General features: G+C 64.6%; 18 protein-coding genes. 9 read left to right on the top strand and 9 right to left on the bottom strand.

Annotation, left to right across the window (positions count from 1 at the left end):
• Positions 1-99: 99 nt before the first annotated feature.
• Positions 100-1272, top strand: a complete 1173-nt coding sequence (locus LPJ38_RS02265; RefSeq protein WP_167520620.1) for an ABC transporter substrate-binding protein — start codon at positions 100-102, stop codon at positions 1270-1272.
• A 202-nt stretch (positions 1273-1474) separates the two neighbouring features.
• On the opposite strand, the gene LPJ38_RS02260 is transcribed toward LPJ38_RS02265, so the two are convergent.
• From LPJ38_RS02260 to LPJ38_RS02220, 9 genes are all read right to left on the bottom strand, one after another.
• Entirely contained in the window at positions 1475-3346 is a 1872-nt protein-coding gene (locus tag LPJ38_RS02260) for a bifunctional sugar phosphate isomerase/epimerase/4-hydroxyphenylpyruvate dioxygenase family protein (protein WP_145638640.1), read from the bottom strand.
• Positions 3343-4080, bottom strand: a complete 738-nt coding sequence (locus LPJ38_RS02255) for an ABC transporter ATP-binding protein (protein ID WP_145638642.1) — start codon at positions 4078-4080, stop codon at positions 3343-3345. Before LPJ38_RS02255 ends, LPJ38_RS02260 begins: the two co-directional genes overlap by 4 nt.
• A gap of 9 nt (positions 4081-4089) precedes the next feature.
• Positions 4090-4833 (bottom strand): ABC transporter ATP-binding protein, encoded by a 744-nt coding sequence (locus LPJ38_RS02250; RefSeq protein WP_061850706.1) that lies wholly within the window; start codon positions 4831-4833, stop codon positions 4090-4092.
• Entirely contained in the window at positions 4830-5828 is a 999-nt protein-coding gene (locus LPJ38_RS02245) for a branched-chain amino acid ABC transporter permease (protein ID WP_145638644.1), read from the bottom strand. The genes LPJ38_RS02250 and LPJ38_RS02245 overlap by 4 nt, the downstream gene beginning before the upstream one ends.
• On the bottom strand, positions 5825-6700 hold the full coding sequence (locus LPJ38_RS02240; RefSeq protein WP_145638646.1) for a branched-chain amino acid ABC transporter permease: 876 nt from the start codon (positions 6698-6700) through the stop codon (positions 5825-5827). Before LPJ38_RS02240 ends, LPJ38_RS02245 begins: the two co-directional genes overlap by 4 nt.
• Before the next feature lie 232 nt (positions 6701-6932).
• Positions 6933-8063, bottom strand: coding sequence for an ABC transporter substrate-binding protein (locus LPJ38_RS02235; protein WP_145638648.1), 1131 nt, complete (start codon positions 8061-8063; stop codon positions 6933-6935).
• A gap of 55 nt (positions 8064-8118) precedes the next feature.
• Complete coding sequence (locus tag LPJ38_RS02230; protein WP_145638650.1) at positions 8119-8997, bottom strand: shikimate dehydrogenase; 879 nt, start codon at positions 8995-8997, stop codon at positions 8119-8121.
• Positions 8998-9130: 133 nt separating this feature from the next.
• Positions 9131-10069, bottom strand: a complete 939-nt coding sequence (locus tag LPJ38_RS02225; RefSeq protein ID WP_145638653.1) for a LysR family transcriptional regulator — start codon at positions 10067-10069, stop codon at positions 9131-9133.
• Between the two features lie 191 nt (positions 10070-10260).
• A complete protein-coding gene (locus LPJ38_RS02220; RefSeq protein WP_145638655.1) occupies positions 10261-10437 on the bottom strand; it encodes a hypothetical protein in 177 nt (58 codons plus the stop codon).
• Between the two features lie 166 nt (positions 10438-10603).
• On the opposite strand from LPJ38_RS02220, the gene LPJ38_RS02215 reads away from it, so the two are divergent.
• From LPJ38_RS02215 to LPJ38_RS02180, 8 genes are all read left to right on the top strand, one after another.
• Entirely contained in the window at positions 10604-11341 is a 738-nt protein-coding gene (locus LPJ38_RS02215; RefSeq protein ID WP_145638656.1) for a helix-turn-helix transcriptional regulator, read from the top strand.
• 84 nt (positions 11342-11425) lie between these two features.
• Positions 11426-12085 carry an acyl-homoserine-lactone synthase gene (locus LPJ38_RS02210; protein WP_167520621.1) on the top strand — a complete coding sequence of 220 codons (660 nt, stop codon included), beginning with the start codon at positions 11426-11428 and terminating at the stop codon, positions 12083-12085.
• 1 nt (position 12086) lies between these two features.
• Positions 12087-12305, top strand: coding sequence for a hypothetical protein (locus LPJ38_RS02205; RefSeq protein ID WP_145638660.1), 219 nt, complete (start codon positions 12087-12089; stop codon positions 12303-12305).
• A gap of 281 nt (positions 12306-12586) precedes the next feature.
• A complete protein-coding gene (locus LPJ38_RS02200) occupies positions 12587-13504 on the top strand; it encodes a branched-chain amino acid ABC transporter permease (RefSeq protein WP_060737326.1) in 918 nt (305 codons plus the stop codon).
• On the top strand, positions 13501-14445 hold the full coding sequence (locus LPJ38_RS02195; RefSeq protein ID WP_145638662.1) for a branched-chain amino acid ABC transporter permease: 945 nt from the start codon (positions 13501-13503) through the stop codon (positions 14443-14445). Before LPJ38_RS02200 ends, LPJ38_RS02195 begins: the two co-directional genes overlap by 4 nt.
• A complete protein-coding gene (locus LPJ38_RS02190; RefSeq protein WP_145638664.1) occupies positions 14438-15205 on the top strand; it encodes an ABC transporter ATP-binding protein in 768 nt (255 codons plus the stop codon). The genes LPJ38_RS02195 and LPJ38_RS02190 overlap by 8 nt, the downstream gene beginning before the upstream one ends.
• Positions 15198-15911: an ABC transporter ATP-binding protein gene (locus LPJ38_RS02185; RefSeq protein ID WP_145638666.1), complete on the top strand. Its 714-nt coding sequence runs from the start codon at positions 15198-15200 to the stop codon at positions 15909-15911. The genes LPJ38_RS02190 and LPJ38_RS02185 overlap by 8 nt, the downstream gene beginning before the upstream one ends.
• A 263-nt stretch (positions 15912-16174) precedes the next feature.
• Positions 16175-16951, top strand: a complete 777-nt coding sequence (locus tag LPJ38_RS02180; RefSeq protein WP_231088566.1) for a helix-turn-helix transcriptional regulator — start codon at positions 16175-16177, stop codon at positions 16949-16951.
• Positions 16952-16972: the final 21 nt, after the last annotated feature.

The raw sequence follows: 16972 nt of genomic DNA, 5'->3' as shown, positions 1-16972 counted from the left end.
TGAGCCATTGGCGGCGCGATAGATTTTGCGTTGAATAGAGACAGGCCCGGGGCGGCGATCACCCCGTTTCCGGGACCAATAATAAGGAGGGGAATGGTTATGAGGACGGCATTCTGGCTGGCGGGCGCAGCGGCGCTGGTGCTGGCAGGTCCGGCATGCGCCGGCGACACCATCAAGATCGGCTTCGTTTCGACCTTCAGCGGTCCGACCGCCGTGATCGGCAACGACATGCGCAACTCCTTCGAGCTCGCGCTCGATCATCTCGGCCGCAAGATGGACGGCAAGCCGGTCGAGGTGATCTACGAGGACGACGGGCAGAAGCCCGACGTCGGCAAGCAGAAGACCGAGAAGCTGGTGCAGTCCGACAAGGTCGATTTCATCGTCGGCTATATCTGGTCGAACGTGCTGCTGGCCTCGCTCAAGACCGCGGTGGATTCCCAGACCTTCCTGATCTCGGCCAATGCCGGTCCCTCACAGCTCGCGGGCGAGCTGTGCTCGCCTTACGTGTTCTCGACCTCCTGGCAGAACGACCAGACGCCGCAGGCGATGGGCCTCTACATGAACCAGAAGGGCGTCAAGAGCGTGTTCCTGATCGGCCCGAACTACGCCGCCGGCAAGGACATGCTCGCGGGTCTGAAGAGCACCTTCAAGGGCGAGGTGAAGGGCGAGGAGTACACGGTCTGGCCGAGCCAGCTCGACTTCTCGGCCGAGCTCTCCAAGGCGCGCGCCTCCGGCGCCGAGTCGATCTTCGTGTTCTATCCAGGTGCTGCCGGCGTGCAGTTCCTCAATCAATACGCCCAGGCCGGCCTGAAGAGCACGATGCCGCTCTACACCGCCTTCACCATCGACGAGCTGTCGCTGCCGCTGCAGAAGGAGAACGCGCTCGGCGTTCCCGGGGCGCAAGAATGGGTCAACGACCTCCCCAACGAGCAGAACAAGCGCTTCGTGGCCGACTACCGCAAGAAGTACACCGGCCTGCGGCCGACCTATTACGGCGCACAATCCTATGACGCGGCCCAGCTCATCAACAGCGCAGTGGTCGCGGTGAAGGGCGACACCAGCAAGAAGGACGCGATGCGGGCCGAGATGGAGAAGGCCAACTTCAAGTCGGTGCGCGGCGCGTTCAAGTTCGGCAAGAACCACATCCCGATTCAGAGCTTCTATCTGCAGGACGTGGTGAAGGACTCCGAAGGCCAGCTCGCGCTGAAGACCGTCGCCACCATCGTCGAGAACGACCAGGATCGTTTCCACGACAAGTGCAAGATGAAGTGAGCTGAAGCTTCTTCCTCTCCCGCCTGCGGGGAGAGGTTGCGGTGAGGGGGACTTTCCACGGGGGCGGAGCCAGCCGAATTCCTCGATAGTCGCCACATCGTCATTGCGAGCGCAGCGAAGCAATCCAGGATCCCTCCGCGGAAGGACTCTGGATTGCTTCGTCGCAAGGGCTCCTCGCAATGACGACGCGGTGAGAGAAGCCCTACACCCGCGGCACACTGGCGGGGCGCACCTCGCGGGCTTGCGCGGCGAGTCTGATGCCGGCATTGGCCGCGCCAAAACCCTGATAGTTCCTCCGCTCGACGATCTCGAAGAAGAAGCGCTCGTCGAAAATGTGGGTGTAGACCTGGAAGAACTCGCCGTCGCCCTCGCGATCGTAGAGGATGTGGTTGGCGCGCAGCTGCGCCATCAGCTCGGGCGCGAGATCGTATCTGGCTTCGATGTCGTCGTAGTAATTGTCTGGGATGTCCAGGAAATCCGCACCGCGCTGTCGCATCTGCCCGACCGCCGCAAAGATGTCCCGGCACGCGAACGCGACGTGCTGGACACCCGAGCCGAAGAACTCGGAGATGAAGCGCGACGGCAAAGTGCGGTTGGCAGAGGAGCCGTTGAGCACGAAGCGCAGGCTCTGGTCGCCGTTGACGATGGCCTGGCTCTGCACGAGGCCTCTGGGGTCGGCGATCTCCATCTGCGGTAGCCGCGTCAGGTCGAGAATGCCGGTGTAGAACAACAGCCAGGACAGCATCTCGTCATAGGGCATCGACTGTGCGATGTGATCGACCGCGAGCAGCGCATCGCCGCTGGCGTCGCTCGCGACAGGCTCGAAATCGGTGTCCCAGTTCTTGCCGGCCTGATCCAGGAAATAGAGCAGGCTGCCGCCGACGCCGTGGATCGCGGGGATCTCCAGCTCGCCCGGCCCGACCGGCTGGTAGAACGTGCGCGCCTTCAGCGTCTCGGCGCGCTGCATGGCAAGGCCCGCATTGTCGACGTCGAGCGCGATGGCGCAGACGCCGGGGCCGTGCGTGACGTAATGCGAATGGGCAAAGCCGCCGCTCTCGCAATTGATGACGAGCTCGACCTTGCCTTGCGACCAGCGCTCCACCGCCTTGCTGCGGTGCTTGCCGCTCCTGCGGAAACCGAGCTGCGCGAACAGGCGGGCGAGCTCGCCGGCCTTGGTCTCGTTGACCGCGAACTCGACGAAGCCGGTCCCGCGGCTTCCGGCCCTTGGTGCCAGCGGCTCGCGGACGAGCTTTGGCCAATCCGGCGCAAGCTGGTTCTCCAGCAGGATCAGCGAGCGCAGGCCGTCCACCGCGGTCTGCGCGGCCGAGCCGGCGCGGAACTGGTCGTTGAAGATCTCCAGCGACAGCGGCCCGGCATAGCCGGTCGCCGCGATCGCCGCCATGAACTCGCCGACCGGCAGATCGCCCTGGCCGGGGAAGGAGCGGAAGTGCCGGCTCCACGACAGGATGTCGAGCTCCAGCTTCGGCGCGTCCGCAAGCTGGACCAGGAAGATCTTGTCAGCGGGGATCGAGGCTATGGCGCGGGTCGGAAAGCCCGGTGCCAGCGCGTGAAAACTGTCGAGGATGATTCCGATCGCGGGATGATCGGCGCGCCGCACGATCTCCCAGGCATCGCGGTAGTCGTTGACATGGCGGCCCCAGGCCAGCGCTTCGTAGCCGACGCGCAAGCCACGCTTCGCGGCGCGCTCGCCGAGCTCGCGAAAATCGTCGGCGGCGCGGTCGATGCCGCCGAGCGAAGCCGGCGAAACGTTGGAGCAGATCAGCAAGAGGTCGGTGCCGAGCTCCTGCATCAGGTCGAACTTCCGCTCCGCGCGGGCAAAATTGCGTGCACGCTGCGGCTCGGGCATGCCCTCGAAATCGCGAAACGGCTGGAACGCGCAAATCCCGAGGTTGAGATCCTTGCAGAGCCTTGCGATGTCGCGCGGTCCCGCGCCGAAGGACAGCAGGTCGTTCTCGAAGATCTCGACGGCATCGAAGCCGGCCGCGGCGATGGCACGGAGCTTTTCGTCGAGAGTGCCCGAGAGGGAGACGGTGGCGATCGAACGCTTGTTCATGCCGCGCTCTCCTCCATGACGCCGCCCAGGAAAAGCTGCCCGATGCGGGGATCGTTCAGGATGCGCTTGGCGTCGTCGACCATGCGGGTCTGGCCGAGCTCGAGCACGATGCCGATGTCGGAGATCTCCAGCGCCGAGCGTGCGTTCTGCTCGATCATCAGGATGGTGACGCCGCGGTTGCGCAGGCTCTTGAGGATGTCGAAGGTCTGCTGCACCATCAGCGGCGACAGCCCGATCGAGGGCTCGTCGACGAGAACCAGCTTGGGTTCGAGCAGCAGCGAGCGGGCGATCTCGAGCTGCTTCTGCTCGCCGCCCGAGAGCGTGGAGGCCTGTTGTGTCGACTTGCGCCGCAGTGCCGGGAACAGGTCGAGCGCGGCCTCGATACGCTTGGGCAGGTCGAGGCCCTTGCCGGCAGCGACGCCGCCGAGCTCGATGTTATGGCGCACCGATAGCTCGGGGAAGATGTTGCGGCCCTGCGGCACGTAGCAGATGCCGGCATTGAGCAACGCGCGTTGACTCAAACTCGTGACATCGCGGCCCGCGAAGCTGATCTTGCCTTCGCGCAGCCTGAGCAGGCCGAAGATGGCCTTGAACACGGTGGACTTGCCGGCGCCGTTCGGGCCGATGATGGTGGTGATGGTTGCCTGCGGCACGGCGAAATTCGTGCCGTTCAGGATCGTCATCTTGCCGTAGCCGCCGACGAGATTGTGGACCGAGAGGATCGGATCGCTCATCGCTCGCTCCTAATGTCCGAGATAGGCTTCGATCACGGCGGGGTTCTTGCGCACCTCGTCCGGACGTCCCATCGCCAGCACCTTGCCCTCCGCCATGACCATCACGCGCGAGCACAGGGACATCACGAATTCCATGTTGTGCTCGATGACGACGAAGGTGGCGTTCTTCTCGCGGTTGATCGCGACTAGGCGGTCCTTGAGGTCCGCCAGCATCGACGGATTGACGCCGCCCGCGGGCTCGTCGAGCAGCACGAGGCGCGGTCCGCCCATGAAGGCCATGGCGGCGTCGAGCAGTTTCTGCTGGCCGTAGGAGAGGCCGCCGGCCGGCTCGTCGGCGAGGTGGTCGAGTTTGAAGAAGCCGATCATCTGGTTGGCGGCCTCGGTCAGCCCGGCATCGGAGCGGCCGACGAGGCGCGAGGCCATGTTGCCCTGGTGCTCCTGTCCGGCGAGGATCAGGTTCTCGCGCACCGAGAGTTTTGGGAACACCTGCAGCAGCTGGAATGTTCGGCTGACCCCGAGCTTGTTGAGTTCGGCGGGCCGCAGGCCCGTGACCAGCCTGCCGTCGAGCTTGACCTCGCCGCCACTTGGGGTGAGCTGGCCGAGGATGCAGTTGAACAGGGTCGACTTGCCGCAGCCGTTCGGGCCGATCAGGCCGAGGATCTCGCCCTCGCGGACGTCGAAGGAGACGCCGTCGACGGCGCTGATGCCGCCAAAATTCTTCTTGATGTCGGTGACCTCGAGGACCGCGCTCATTGTGCCGTCTCCAGGCGGGATTTCGCGACGGCGCGGAGCGCAGAGGCCGCCTTGGTGCGGCGCTCCGCGAGGTAACGGTCGAGGATCCCGAGAATGCCGGTCGGCGACCAGATCAGCAGTAGCATCACGGCGACCGCATAGAGCATCAGATAATAGCCGTCGGTGAAGCGCAGCCATTCCGGCAGCAGCACCGCGATCATCGCGCCGAGGAACGGGCCGAAATAGAAGCCGGCGCCACCGACGATCACCATCATCAGCAGATCGAGCGAGAGCGACAGGTTGAACGGCACGGGGTCGATATATTGCGTCAGCGGCGCATAGAGTGCGCCGGCGACGCCGCCGAGCGCGGAGCCGATCGCAAACGCCATCAACGTGTAGCGACGGGTGTCGACGCCGAGCGACTGCGCGCGCAAGGGATTCTCGCGCAGCGCCATGAAGGCGCGGCCCCAGGGCGAACGGATCAGCCACCACACCGCCAGCGAGACGATCGCAAGTGAGCCGAGGCAGACATAGTAGAACGGCAGTGGTCTGTTGGTCGCGAACCCGAAGATGTGGGGGCGCGGAATGTTGGAGATGCCGTAGATGCCGCCGGTGAGCCAGCTCTCGTTGCGGAACACCAGGAAGGCGAGCGTGGAGAACGCGAGCGTGACGAAGGCGAGGTAGTGGTGCTGCACGCGCAGCGCGGGATAGCCGAGCACCCAGCCGATCGCAAAGCTCAGCACGATCGCGACCAGAATCGCCGCCGGCAGCGGCCAGCCATGCGTGGTCATGATCGCGGAGGCGTAGGCCCCGATGCCGACGAACGCGCCCTGGGCGAGCGAGACCTGGCCGGCGTAACCGAGCGTGAGGTTGAGCCCCATCGCCGCGATGCTCATCACCGCCCATTGGCTCAGGATGAACAGGCCGTAGCGGTTGAAGTTCATGGGGACGATGATCAGCGCGGCGATGATGGCAAGGCCGAGCGCGATCTTCAGGGATCTGGCGAAGCCGCTCATACGGTGCGCTCCTCGGCGCGGCCGAGCAAGCCCTGCGGCCGGAACAGGATGACAGCGATCAGGAACAGCATCGGCACGGCGGCGCGATACTGCGTCGAGACGTAGGCGGCGGCGAGATTGTCGAGCACCCCGATCAGGAGGCCGCCCGCGATCGCGCCACGCACCTGGTTGAAGCCGCCGACGATTGCGGCGATGAAGGCGGCCTGGCCCAGCACCTCGCCCGACGAGAACTTCGCAAGGTAGATCGGCGTGATCAAAAGCGAAGCCAGTGCCACCAGGAAGGCGTTGATCAGGAAGGTCAGCATGATCATGCGCTCGACCGGCACGCCGATGATGCGCGCCACCGTCGGGTTCTGCGCTGCGGCCTGCATCTGGTGGCCGAGCGAGGTGCGGTTGAGCAGCGTGGTCAGGCCGACCACGGCGAGGATGGCGACGACGAGCACGCCGATGCTTTGCAGCGACACCGCGTGGCCGAGAATGGAGACGTCGCCGGTCGGTACGATCGAGGGGAAGGGCGAGGCTTCGGCGCTGAAGAACTGCTTGACGGATTCCTTGATGCCGATCGCCAGCGCCATGGTCGCGATCGCCAGCGGCAGCACGCCGTGGCGCATCATTGGATCGACCAGCAGCAGCTTGAAGGCAAGGCCGAGCAGGATCATCGACAGGAGGATGCCGAGGATGATCGCGAGCCAGAACGGCGCGCCGACATGCATTGCCGCCAGCATCAGGAACGCCGGCAACATCACGAATTCGCCTTGCGCGAAATTGATGGTCTGCGAGGTCTGCCACAGCAGCGTGAAGCCGACGGCGACCAGCGCGTAGATCGCGCCGGTGGCAAGTCCCGCGACCAGAAGATCGAACAGATTGGACATTTTCCTCTCTTTGTTCTTCCTCGCTCCGCTCTCTCGTCTCCTCGCCCCGCACTTGCGGGGAGAGGGCGGGGTGAGGGGCTATCTCCGCGAATTCAACTGTCACCGCCATTGCGGAGGCGGCCCCTCGCCCCAACCCTCTCCCCGTAAGAACGGGGAGAGGGAGAGGAGAGATCTCTCCCCGCATCCGCCTTCGCTAAAGCTTCGGCGAGACAGGCGCGGGGAGAGGCGAAGATCACTTCACCTTCGGCAGCACCTGTTTCACCACCTGCTTGCCCTCGACCACTTCGACCAGGAAGCTCTGGCGGTCGATGTCGCCGGTGTCGCTGAAGGTGACGTCCATCAGGATGCCCGGCTCGTCCGCGGCCTTGATGGTGAGGCCGTGCAGCGTGTCGGCGAACTTCTTCGGGTCGACCTTGCCCATCTTCTCGGTGGTGGCCTTCACCATGTAGACGGCGAGATAGCCCTTCAGGCCGTTATGATCGGGGACGTAATTGTACTTCTTGGAGAACTTCTCGCGGAACGCCTTGATCAGGTCGACCGGCGCGTCGGTAGTGAGGCCGACATGGCCGCGCGCGCCGTTGGCGGCGTCACCCGCGAGCTCAATCACCTTCTGGCCGATCAGCGTCGTCTCGCCCATCAGCGGCGCGGTGACGCCCTGGCGCTTCAGCTCTTTCAGGATGCGCGCGCTCTCCTCTTCGTTCAGATAGACGAATACGGCGTCGGGATTGGCGGCCTTGATCTTGCCGACGTCGGCGGCGAAATCGGCCTGGCCCGCTTCGGTCGAGAGGTCGGCGACCACCTTGGAGCCGAGCCGGTCGAGCTCCTTGACCACGACGTCGCGACCACCGCGGCCGAAATCGTTGTTGACCCAGACCACTGCGACCGTCTTCGCCTTCATCTCATCGTTGATGTACTTGGCGACCTTCGGCATCGAGGATTGCTGGCCGAAGGAGGTGCGGAACAGGAATTTGTTTCCTGTCTGCGTCAGCTCGGCGGCCTCGCCGCCCATGATCTGCGCGATGCCGGCTTCGGCCGCGAGCGGGGCGGTGACCTTCACGGAGCCGGAATAGCCGGGCCCGAGCAGCACATAGGGTTCGGCGTCGAGCGCCTTCTGCACCTGGGCGCGCGCGACGCCGGGGTTGGACTGCGAATCGGCGTGGGTCACTTCGAGCTTGCGGCCGAGCACGCCGCCCTTGGCGTTGATCTCCTCGATGGCGAGGTCGATGCCGTTCTTCCAATTCGTGCCGACGGTGGCGCCACCACCCGAGAGCTCGGCGACGTTGGCGAGCTTGATCGCCTGGGCAAGGGCGCTCGTTGCGGTCATGGCGGTGAGCAGCGCGCCCACCAATAGCGTTGATTTCATCGTCCTCTCCTCCCGTTTCAAATCTTGCAAGCGGCCTTGTGCCGGCCGCTTCGCCTCAAGCTGCCTGATAGGCTGCGCTGCGCGCAGCCATCACGGCGTCGAAAGCCTCTCCCATGATCTCGGTGGATGGGGCAAGGCCTGTGAACAGTTCGAAGGCGTCGGCGGCCTGGTAGATCGCGAGCTCGCGGCCCGTCATGATCCGGGCGCCTTTCTCTCGCGCCGCGGCAAGCAGCGGCGTGATCAGCGGCGAATAGACGGCGTCGGCGACCCACAGCTTCGCCCTGAGCAGTCCCGCCGGCACCGGCGTGTCCCGGTTCGGCAGCATGCCGACCGGCGTGCCGTTGACGAGGCCGGTCGCACCTTCGAGCGCCTCCTCGACGCTGCCGGCAACGCGGGCACCGCCGCGCGGGGCGAGCAGGGCCGCCAGCTTTTCGGCGCGCGCCGGCTCGCTGTCGAAGATCCGGATGTCGGTCACATCCAGGCTCGCCAGCGCAAACGCGATTGCCTTGCCGACGCCGCCGGCCCCGATCAGAGCCACGGCGTTGGCGGAGGTTGCAAGCAGCGGCGCCACCGCGCGCGCAAAGCCGGTCGTGTCGGTGTTGTGGCCGGTCAGCCGGCCATCCCTGACGACGACGGTGTTGACCGCGCCCATGCTGGCTGCCCCCGGTGCCAGCGCGTCGAGCAGCGGGACCACGGCCTCCTTATAGGGGAAAGTGACGTTGACGCCGGCGAAACCAAGTCGCCGCACGCCTTCGAGCATCATGGCAAGGGCGGCCGCATCGGCGCCGGCGACCTCGATGAGCTGGTAATGGCCGCGCAGGCCGAGCGCCTCGGCGGCGCGCTCATGCATGGCAGGGGACGCAGAATGCGCGATCGGCGCGCCGATCAGGCCGGTGAGAAGCTTTTGGCTGGCGGCGTATCCGCGCTTCGACATGGTTCGCTATCGTCTCGTTGGGAGCGTCCGGTCCCGGCCCCTTAGCGGGGAAATCCGCGTCATTCCAGCCGTGACGATAGCCTTTCCCCCGCCTAACACAATTACCCTTTTATCGGGCAAACCTAACATCATGTTATTTCTTCCGGACGCGTGCCGGGGTGGCCCTGCCGTTGCCGCGGGCGGGCTCGACTGCGCGCATCTCGGTGCGCAGAGCGTCGATGAAATACTCGGCATGGAGCGACAGCGGCGCGCCGCGCTTGACGGCAATATAGGTGTCGAACCGCGTCGGCTCAGTGACCTTCAACAGCTCGATCCCGGGATAGCCGCCATGAGCGACCGTGAACTGGTCGATGATGGCGATGCCGAGCCCCGCCTTCACCAGCGCGCAGACCGTGGTGCCGAAGCGCGCGCGGATGGTGATGTTGTAGTCGAGCCGGTTGCGCGCGAAGATCTCGGCCATGATCCGGCCGTAAGGATCGTTCGGGTCGATGCCGATCAGCGGATAGCGGGTGATCTCGGCGGCAGAGACCTGCTTGCGGCCGGCGAGTTCATGGCCCGCAGGCACGATGCAATAGAGCTCGCCCGAGGCGAGCGGCATGAAGTCGAGCCCGGAATGCTCCAGGCGGTAGCTCATCGCGACGCACTCGCCGCGACCGAGCATCAGATAGTCGATGGCTTCCTCGAGCTTGAGGATGTTGATGTCGATGCCGAGATCCGGATAGCGGCGGCGGACGCGCTCGATCGCGCGCGGGACCATCACCTGCGAGATGCTCGGCACCGAGCCGATGCGCAGCTCCGACAGGCCGCCGCGGCCGATCTTGGAGATGATCTCGGAGAGGTCGTCGACCTTCTTGTAGACGCCGTTGATCTGCTCGAAGATGCTCTCGGCTTCCGGCGTCGGGAAGTAGCGCCCGTTCTGGCGCTGGAAGAAGCGGATGCCGAGCGAGCGCTCGGTGTATTTGACGAGGCGGCTGATGCCCGGCGCCGAGACGTTGAGCAGCTTCGCCGCACCGCCGATGGTGCCTGTCACCATCACGGCGCGGATCACTTCGACCTGGCGCAGCGTCATCATGTCGTGGGCATCCGAGAGACGATCTGGCAGGGATCATCTCACGAGAGCGGCGCCGTCATCCAGCAGCAAGTGTGTGTTGACGGGGCGATGCGGCGAACCGTTCTGATGTCCCGGACTCGCTGCAACGCGTCCAGCGTTGCCGGTGCAGAACCGGGATCTATGTTGCAGCGCTCGATAGCTGCGGCTGCGCTCTAGCTTGCAGGGCCCTCGGGCAAGAGACTTTCCGTCAGCTCCGCGCGCTCGCTTTTGAGCACCTCGCGCGCGAACTCGATGATCTTCTGTTTGTTCGCCGTTTGGTGGACGGCGAAAAACACACGGTTCAATTCCAGGCCGAGCACGCTGTTGAGGGCAATGTCCTCGTCTTGCATCGTGGTTTTCCCTACGGACGCGTTCAGGTGTATCTGGGCGCCGCTTCTGCCACAAGTAGATTAAATCTTCCGGGTCGGCGGAACACCGGCAAACTACGGGAGCAGCGAATTGAGGCAGCCCCCAGATACGTGCTATACGGAGGACGAGGGTTCAGGAAACGCACCGATGTCTGCCGCAGATGCAGTTGATTATGGCCGAGAGGCGCTCGACTTCATCGAAGGCCTTGGCGCCTACACCAAGGTGCCGGACGCGATGAATGCGCTTGCAGCCGCGTTCGGTCGGTACGGCTTCGAACATATCATCGTGACGGGTTTGCCGAATCCGGAGCAGCGCTTTTCCCAGATGGTGCTCGCCAAGAAGTGGCCGGCGGAGTGGTTCAGCCTCTACACCGAAAAGAGCTACGACCGCGTCGATCCCGTGATCCGCAAATGCCGGCAGACGGTGAACCCTTTCGAATGGTCTGAAGCGCCGTACGATCCGGAGCTGGAGCCGGGCGCGGTGGAGGTGATGCGGCGCGCCGCCGATTTCCGCATGTCGCGCGGCTTCGTCGTGCCGATCCACGGCTTGACCGGCTACGAGGCCGGCGTCTCGCTCGGCGGCGTCCACCTCGATCTCAATGCGCGCAGCAAGCCCGCACTGCACCTCATCGGGATGTACGGGTTCGATCACATTCGCCGTCTCCTCGACCCCGCGCCGCATCCGTCGACGCGCCTGACCCCCCGCGAGCGCGAGGTGATCTCCTGGGCTTCGCAGGGCAAGTCCGCGTGGGAGATCGGCGAAATCCTGCACATCACGCAACGCACCGCGGAAGAGCATCTTGCAACTGCCGCGCGCAAGCTCGGTGCGGTCAACCGGACGCATGCGGTCGCGATCGCAATCCGCCACAGAATCATCAATCCCTAAAATCTTCGCCTACTGGGAAATTTCCCAATAGTCGATTTTGCCTTTTTGGCTGAGGCTCACCCCATTTCAAGCATGGGGGAGCTCATGATTCATGTGATTTCTGCCGCCAATCGGCACCTGTATGAGGACGTCCTCGAACAGCATTTTCGGATTCGTCACCAAATTTTCGTCGAGGAGCGGAAATGGGAGGCGCTGCGCAAGCCCGATGGCCGCGAGATCGATAGCTACGACAATGAGGACGCGGTGTACCTGCTGGCTCTCGAGGATCGCCGGGTGCTCGGCGGCTCCCGCCTGTATCCGACCACCAGGCCGACGATGATGCGCGAGGTCTTCCCGCATCTGGCCGCGGTGCGCGGTTGCCCCTCGGATCCGCTGGTATGGGAGTGGTCGCGCTTCTTCGTCTCACGCGAGCGTCGCGATGGCGCATTCAATCTGCAATTGATGGCGGCCGCGCAGGAGTTCTGCCTCGATCAGGGCATCGAGCGGCTCTGTCTCGTCATGGAGACTTGGTGGTTACCGCGCTTCCACGACATCGGATTCGTTGTGACGCCGCTGGGAGTGCCGGCGTTGGTGGAAAGTTCCTGGACCATGGCGGCAACGATCGAGATCCGTCAGGAGTCGCTCGATGTGGTGCGCGACCGTATCGGGACGACGCACGTCGTCCAGCAGGACGGTCCGCGGATCGATTGCATTGCCCGTGCCAACCTCAGCGGCTTCGCCGCCACGCAACGAAAGAGTGCCTGAAATGTCGAACATGATGCGGGACAGCCAGATCATGGCGCAGACCAAGGACGAAAATCTCGGCTACATGTCCGACATGGCGCTGGAACTGGCGCAGATGGCGGACGATTCCGGATTGGCGACGCTGGCCTATCTGTTCCGGATGGCGGCGCTGGAGGCCTCGACGGCCAACAGCATGCTCGCCGAACCGGATGACCTCCCTCAGCAGATGACGTCGCACTAGACGCTCACACGCTCACGAATGTCGCATCCTCCCTCGGTCATCCGGGGGAGGTATTCTTTTGGGTGCGACAGGACGCCCCATGCTCCGCGGCTCTTGCTCCGCGGGCTGGGCGCATGCGCCGAGATGCAACAAAGTGCATGTTTGGCGCAGAATCGCTCTTGCCTCGGAACGATACTGCCATTACCCATTTTTCCGCCTTGAACAGGCAGGGGGAGCTCTTTCACTGATGGCGACTGTGTTCGAACATCGGCGCGACGCTGCGTGCGCCTGAAAGAGTCTTGATGCTGCTCGTCGTCGAACAGTTCTTGAACGGATTGCAGTTCGGCCTGCTGCTGTTCCTGCTTGCCGCCGGCCTGACGCTGGTGTTCGGGATCATGGATCTCGTCAACCTCGCGCACGGCTCCCTCTACATGATGGGCGCCTATTTTGCCGCGACTTTCGCGGCGTGGACGGGCAGCTTCCTGCTCGGTGCGCTGATGGCGTTAGGGGCCACGCTCGTGCTCGGCATCGTGCTCGAGGTGTCGGCGCTGCGGCATCTCTACGGCCGTGACCATCTCGACCACGTGCTCGCGACCTTCGGCCTGATCCTGTTCTTCAACGAAGCGGTGCGGCTGATCTGGGGTCCGGCCGGCCTTGCGCTGCCGCTGCCGGCCTGGCTCACCGTGCCGGTGCCGATCCTGCCCGGCATCCACTATCCCGCCTATCGCCTCGCCATCATTGCGGTGGCGCTGCTGGTCGCGCTGCTGCTTTATCTCGGCGTGATGCGCACCCGCATCGGCATGCTGATCCGGGCCGGCGCGTCCAACCGTGAGATGATCGGCGCGCTCGGCATCAACATCAAGCTGCTCTACACGCTGGTGTTCGGCTTGGGCGCCGCGCTCGCGGGCCTCGCCGGCCTGATGCAGGCGCCGATCCTCACCGTGCAGATCGGCATGGGCGAAAACATCCTGATCCTCGCCTTCGTCATCATCGTGATCGGTGGCATCGGCTCGATCCGTGGTGCGTTCCTCGCCGCGATCTTCGTCGGCATGATCGATACGCTCGGCCGCGCCTTCCTGCCGAACCTGCTCCGGCAGGTGCTGAGCGGCGCCGCCGCCTCCACCGCCGCGCCCGCGCTGTCGTCCATGCTGATCTATCTCCTGATGGCGATCGTGCTGGTGGTGCGGCCGGAGGGGCTGTTTCCGGCCAATCGTCGATGAAGGCTTTCACTGTGAGCAAGGCCGTCACGGTCCTGATGCTGGCGGGCCTCGCGCTGCTGCCGCTCTATTCGCACCTCACCGGCAACATCTTCATCCTGACGCTGTTCACGCGCATCATCATCCTGGCGCTCGCGGCCGCGAGCCTCAACCTCATCATGGGTTTTGGCGGCATGATGAGTTTCGGCCATGCCGCCTATCTCGGCATCGGCGGCTATGCCGTCGGCATGCTGGCGCAGGAAGGCGTCGGGTCCGGCTTCATCCAGTTTCCGGTCGCGCTTGCCGCTTCTGCCATTTACGCGCTGGTGATCGGCGCACTCTCTCTGCGCACCCGCGGCGTCTATTTCATCATGATCACGCTGGCCTTTGCCCAAATGGCCTATTACGTCGCATCGGGCCTGGCGCGCTACGGCGGCGATGACGGTCTCACCGTCTACAACCGCAGCGACTTCTCCGGGCTGATCAACCTGGGCAACCGCACGCAGTTCTATTATCTCTGCCTCGCCTGCCTGTTCGGCGTCATCTTCCTGATCTGGCGCATCGTCAATTCGCGCTTCGGCCTCGTCGTGCAGGGGCTGCGCTCCAACGAGCAGCGCATGCAGGCGATCGGCTTCCCGGCCAAGCGTTACCAGCTGGTCTGCTTCGTCATATCGGGTACCATGTGTGGCTTGGCCGGCGCGCTGCTCGCCAACAATACCGATTTCGTCAGCCCGGCCGTGATGTACTGGACCCGCTCCGGCGATCTCATGGTGATGGTGATCCTGGGCGGCATGGGCACGCTGTTCGGTCCGATCATGGGTGCGGTGTTTTTCCTGCTGCTGGAAGAGCTGTTGTCGCAGATCACCGAATATTGGGCGCTGATCATGGGCCCGCTGCTGCTGCTCATCGTCCTGTTCGGCCGCGGCGGCATCATGGGCGCGCTCGGGAGGGCTGGCCGTGGCTGAACCCTTGCTCCGCGTCGAGAAGCTGGTGCGCCGCTTCGGCGGCATCATCGCCACCGACAACGTCTCGCTCGACGTCGCCAGCGGCGAGCTGCATGCCATCATCGGCCCGAACGGCGCCGGCAAGACCACGTTGATCAGCCAGCTCACCGGGCATCTCGAGCCTCATTCCGGCAGCGTCTCGCTGGCCGGGCGCGACATCACCTATCTGCCAGCCTATCGTCGCTGTGCGCTGGGCCTGGCACGTTCGTTCCAGATCACCTCGCTGCTGCTCGATTTCACCGCCGCCGACAATGTCGCGCTGGCGGCGCAGGCGCATGCCGGCACGTCGTTCCGCTTTTTCGCCAATGCCCGCAAGGAGCAGGGCCTGCGCGATGCCGCGCACGCCGCGCTCGACCGCGTCGGCCTGTTGAATCGCGCCGACGTCGTGGTGAGCAGGCTCAGCCATGGCGAGCGTCGCCAGATCGAGCTCGCGGTCGCGCTCGCGAGCAAGCCGAAGCTGCTGCTGCTCGACGAGCCAATGGCGGGCCTCGGCGTCACGGAGTCCCAGCGCATGGTGCAGCTCCTGCAGGAGTTGCGGAAGGAAGTCTCGATCGTGCTGGTCGAGCACGACATGCCGGCGGTGTTCGCGCTCGCCGACCGCATCACGGTGCTGGTCTATGGCCGCGTCATCGCCTCTGGCGATCCCGCTGCGATCCGGGCGAACGAAGACGTCAAGCGCGCCTATCTCGGCGATCAGCATGTGGTGACGCATCATGGCTGACACGCTGCTCGAGGTCGAGGGCATCGAGACCTGCTACGGTCTGTCCCAGGTGCTGTTCGGCCTGTCGCTGGCGATCAGGCCGGGCGAGATGGTCTCGCTGATGGGCCGCAACGGCATGGGCAAGACCACCACCATTCGCTCCATCATGGGTCTGACGCCGGCGCGATCAGGCGCGATCCGCTTCGCGGGCGCCGAGGTGCGGCAGCTTCCGTCCTACAGAATTGCAAAGCTCGGTGTCGGTCTCGTTCCCGAGGGACGCCAGATCTTCCCGAACCTCACCGTGCGCGAAAACCTGGTCGCGGCCGCCGCCGATCGTTTCGGTAGTCCCAATCCCTGGACGCTTGCTGCGATCTATGTGCTGTTTCCGCGTCTCGCCGAGCGCGCCGCCAACATGGGTAACCAGCTCTCCGGCGGCGAGCAGCAAATGCTCGCCATCGGCCGCGCGCTGATGACCAACCCGAAGCTCCTGATCCTGGACGAAGCGACCGAGGGCCTCGCCCCGCTGATCCGCCAGGAGATATGGAACTGCCTGTCGCTGCTCAAGAGCCGGGGACAGTCGATCCTGGTCGTCGACAAGAACGTCGACCATCTCGCCCGCATCTGCGATCGCCATTACATCATCGAGCGCGGCAAGACGGTGTGGAGCGGCACCTCCGACGAACTGATGGCCGAGCCGGATCTCCAGCACAAATATTTGGGAATTTGACGCGTTCGTTGCGTTCTCGTTGCCTTCTCTCTCCCTTGGGCCGCCGCAGCGTAAGATTGCTTCGAGCGAATCCAGTTTCGAAATCCTCCAAACTGCGCGCTGTCCCCTTGAGCGCGCCGCCGTCTGCCGTCAAAGAGGCCGCGATGTAAGCGGATTCGATGCGGGACTTTTACGAGCAAATTATCGGACGGCCCAAAGACGACATCGGTTCCGCGCAGCAAGGCGCTTCGACGAGAGGCCAATGGCTGGATTTCCCGGGCTGCGTGTTCGTCAGAGGTGAGTTTCGCGCCGACACGCGCGGGCCTGCGATGGTCGCGCCGGGTCTGTTCATCTCCGTGGTGTTCGATGACGGTGCAGACCGCGGCAATGCGACGCGCGCGATCGGCGAAAGGCAGATCACGACAATTGCCGTGCGCGAATCTCTCGCGATGTGCCGCTCGGTCCGGCGCGACGAACGTCCTGCGATCGGCCTGGCACTGCCCCAGACTTCGATCGATGAGCTCGGCCTCGGCGATGAGTTTCGGACCCTGTTCCGGGACGAGGGGGCTAAGCCGGCCATCGTCTCGCTGGCGGCATCTGCACGCGTGCAGGCCGTCGCGGCGGAAATGTTCTCGCCGCCGGTCGCCGGAAATGCGGCGCGACTGCTGCTGTCGGCGCATGCCGCCGAGATCGTCGTCCATGCCTTGTGCAGCGAGCGTTGCCGAATCGCGCTCGATCCGGCGACCGACCTCCAGCGGATGCGGCTGCAATCGGTCAAGGAGCGGATGGACGCCGATCTCGCCTATCCCTGGAGCATCGACGAGCTGGCGCGGAACGCAGGCCTGAGCCGGCGGTCATTCAATCAGAAGTTCCAGATGGCGTATGGCGAGAGCGCGATCGACTATTTGCGGGCCCGGCGGCTCGATGCCGCACGTGACCTTCTGATTCATCAACGGTTGTCAGTCACCGAGGCAGCCTTTCGGGTGGGCTACGCCCATCCGGCCAATTTCGCGACGGCCTTTCGCAGGCACTTCGGCTATTCGCCCAGCCGCTGTCAGTAGCGGCGAGAGGATTGCGCGCCG

The sequence above is a fragment of the Bradyrhizobium daqingense genome, assembly GCF_021044685.1.
GTDB lineage: Bacteria > Pseudomonadota > Alphaproteobacteria > Rhizobiales > Xanthobacteraceae > Bradyrhizobium > Bradyrhizobium daqingense.
Note: the sequence above shows the minus strand (reverse complement) of the source record. Positions and strands in the feature narration are given on the sequence as shown.

Bases quoted from the DNA above. Each gene is read 5' to 3' on its own strand.
- LPJ38_RS02195 (WP_145638662.1), top strand. From the start codon at position 13,501: ATGAAGGCTTTCACTGTGAGCAAGGCCGTCACGGTCCTGATGCTGGCG.
- LPJ38_RS02210 (WP_167520621.1), top strand. From the start codon at position 11,426: ATGATTCATGTGATTTCTGCCGCCAATCGGCACCTGTATGAGGACGTC.
- LPJ38_RS02230 (WP_145638650.1), bottom strand. From the start codon at position 8,997: ATGTCGAAGCGCGGATACGCCGCCAGCCAAAAGCTTCTCACCGGCCTG.
- LPJ38_RS02250 (WP_061850706.1), bottom strand. From the start codon at position 4,833: ATGAGCGCGGTCCTCGAGGTCACCGACATCAAGAAGAATTTTGGCGGC.
- LPJ38_RS02260 (WP_145638640.1), bottom strand. From the start codon at position 3,346: ATGAACAAGCGTTCGATCGCCACCGTCTCCCTCTCGGGCACTCTCGAC.
- LPJ38_RS02200 (WP_060737326.1), top strand. From the start codon at position 12,587: ATGCTGCTCGTCGTCGAACAGTTCTTGAACGGATTGCAGTTCGGCCTG.
- LPJ38_RS02215 (WP_145638656.1), top strand. From the start codon at position 10,604: ATGTCTGCCGCAGATGCAGTTGATTATGGCCGAGAGGCGCTCGACTTC.
- LPJ38_RS02225 (WP_145638653.1), bottom strand. From the start codon at position 10,069: ATGATGACGCTGCGCCAGGTCGAAGTGATCCGCGCCGTGATGGTGACA.
- LPJ38_RS02220 (WP_145638655.1), bottom strand. From the start codon at position 10,437: ATGCAAGACGAGGACATTGCCCTCAACAGCGTGCTCGGCCTGGAATTG.
- LPJ38_RS02185 (WP_145638666.1), top strand. From the start codon at position 15,198: ATGGCTGACACGCTGCTCGAGGTCGAGGGCATCGAGACCTGCTACGGT.
- LPJ38_RS02235 (WP_145638648.1), bottom strand. From the start codon at position 8,063: ATGAAATCAACGCTATTGGTGGGCGCGCTGCTCACCGCCATGACCGCA.
- LPJ38_RS02255 (WP_145638642.1), bottom strand. From the start codon at position 4,080: ATGAGCGATCCGATCCTCTCGGTCCACAATCTCGTCGGCGGCTACGGC.
- LPJ38_RS02245 (WP_145638644.1), bottom strand. From the start codon at position 5,828: ATGAGCGGCTTCGCCAGATCCCTGAAGATCGCGCTCGGCCTTGCCATC.
- LPJ38_RS02205 (WP_145638660.1), top strand. From the start codon at position 12,087: ATGTCGAACATGATGCGGGACAGCCAGATCATGGCGCAGACCAAGGAC.
- LPJ38_RS02240 (WP_145638646.1), bottom strand. From the start codon at position 6,700: ATGTCCAATCTGTTCGATCTTCTGGTCGCGGGACTTGCCACCGGCGCG.
- LPJ38_RS02265 (WP_167520620.1), top strand. From the start codon at position 100: ATGAGGACGGCATTCTGGCTGGCGGGCGCAGCGGCGCTGGTGCTGGCA.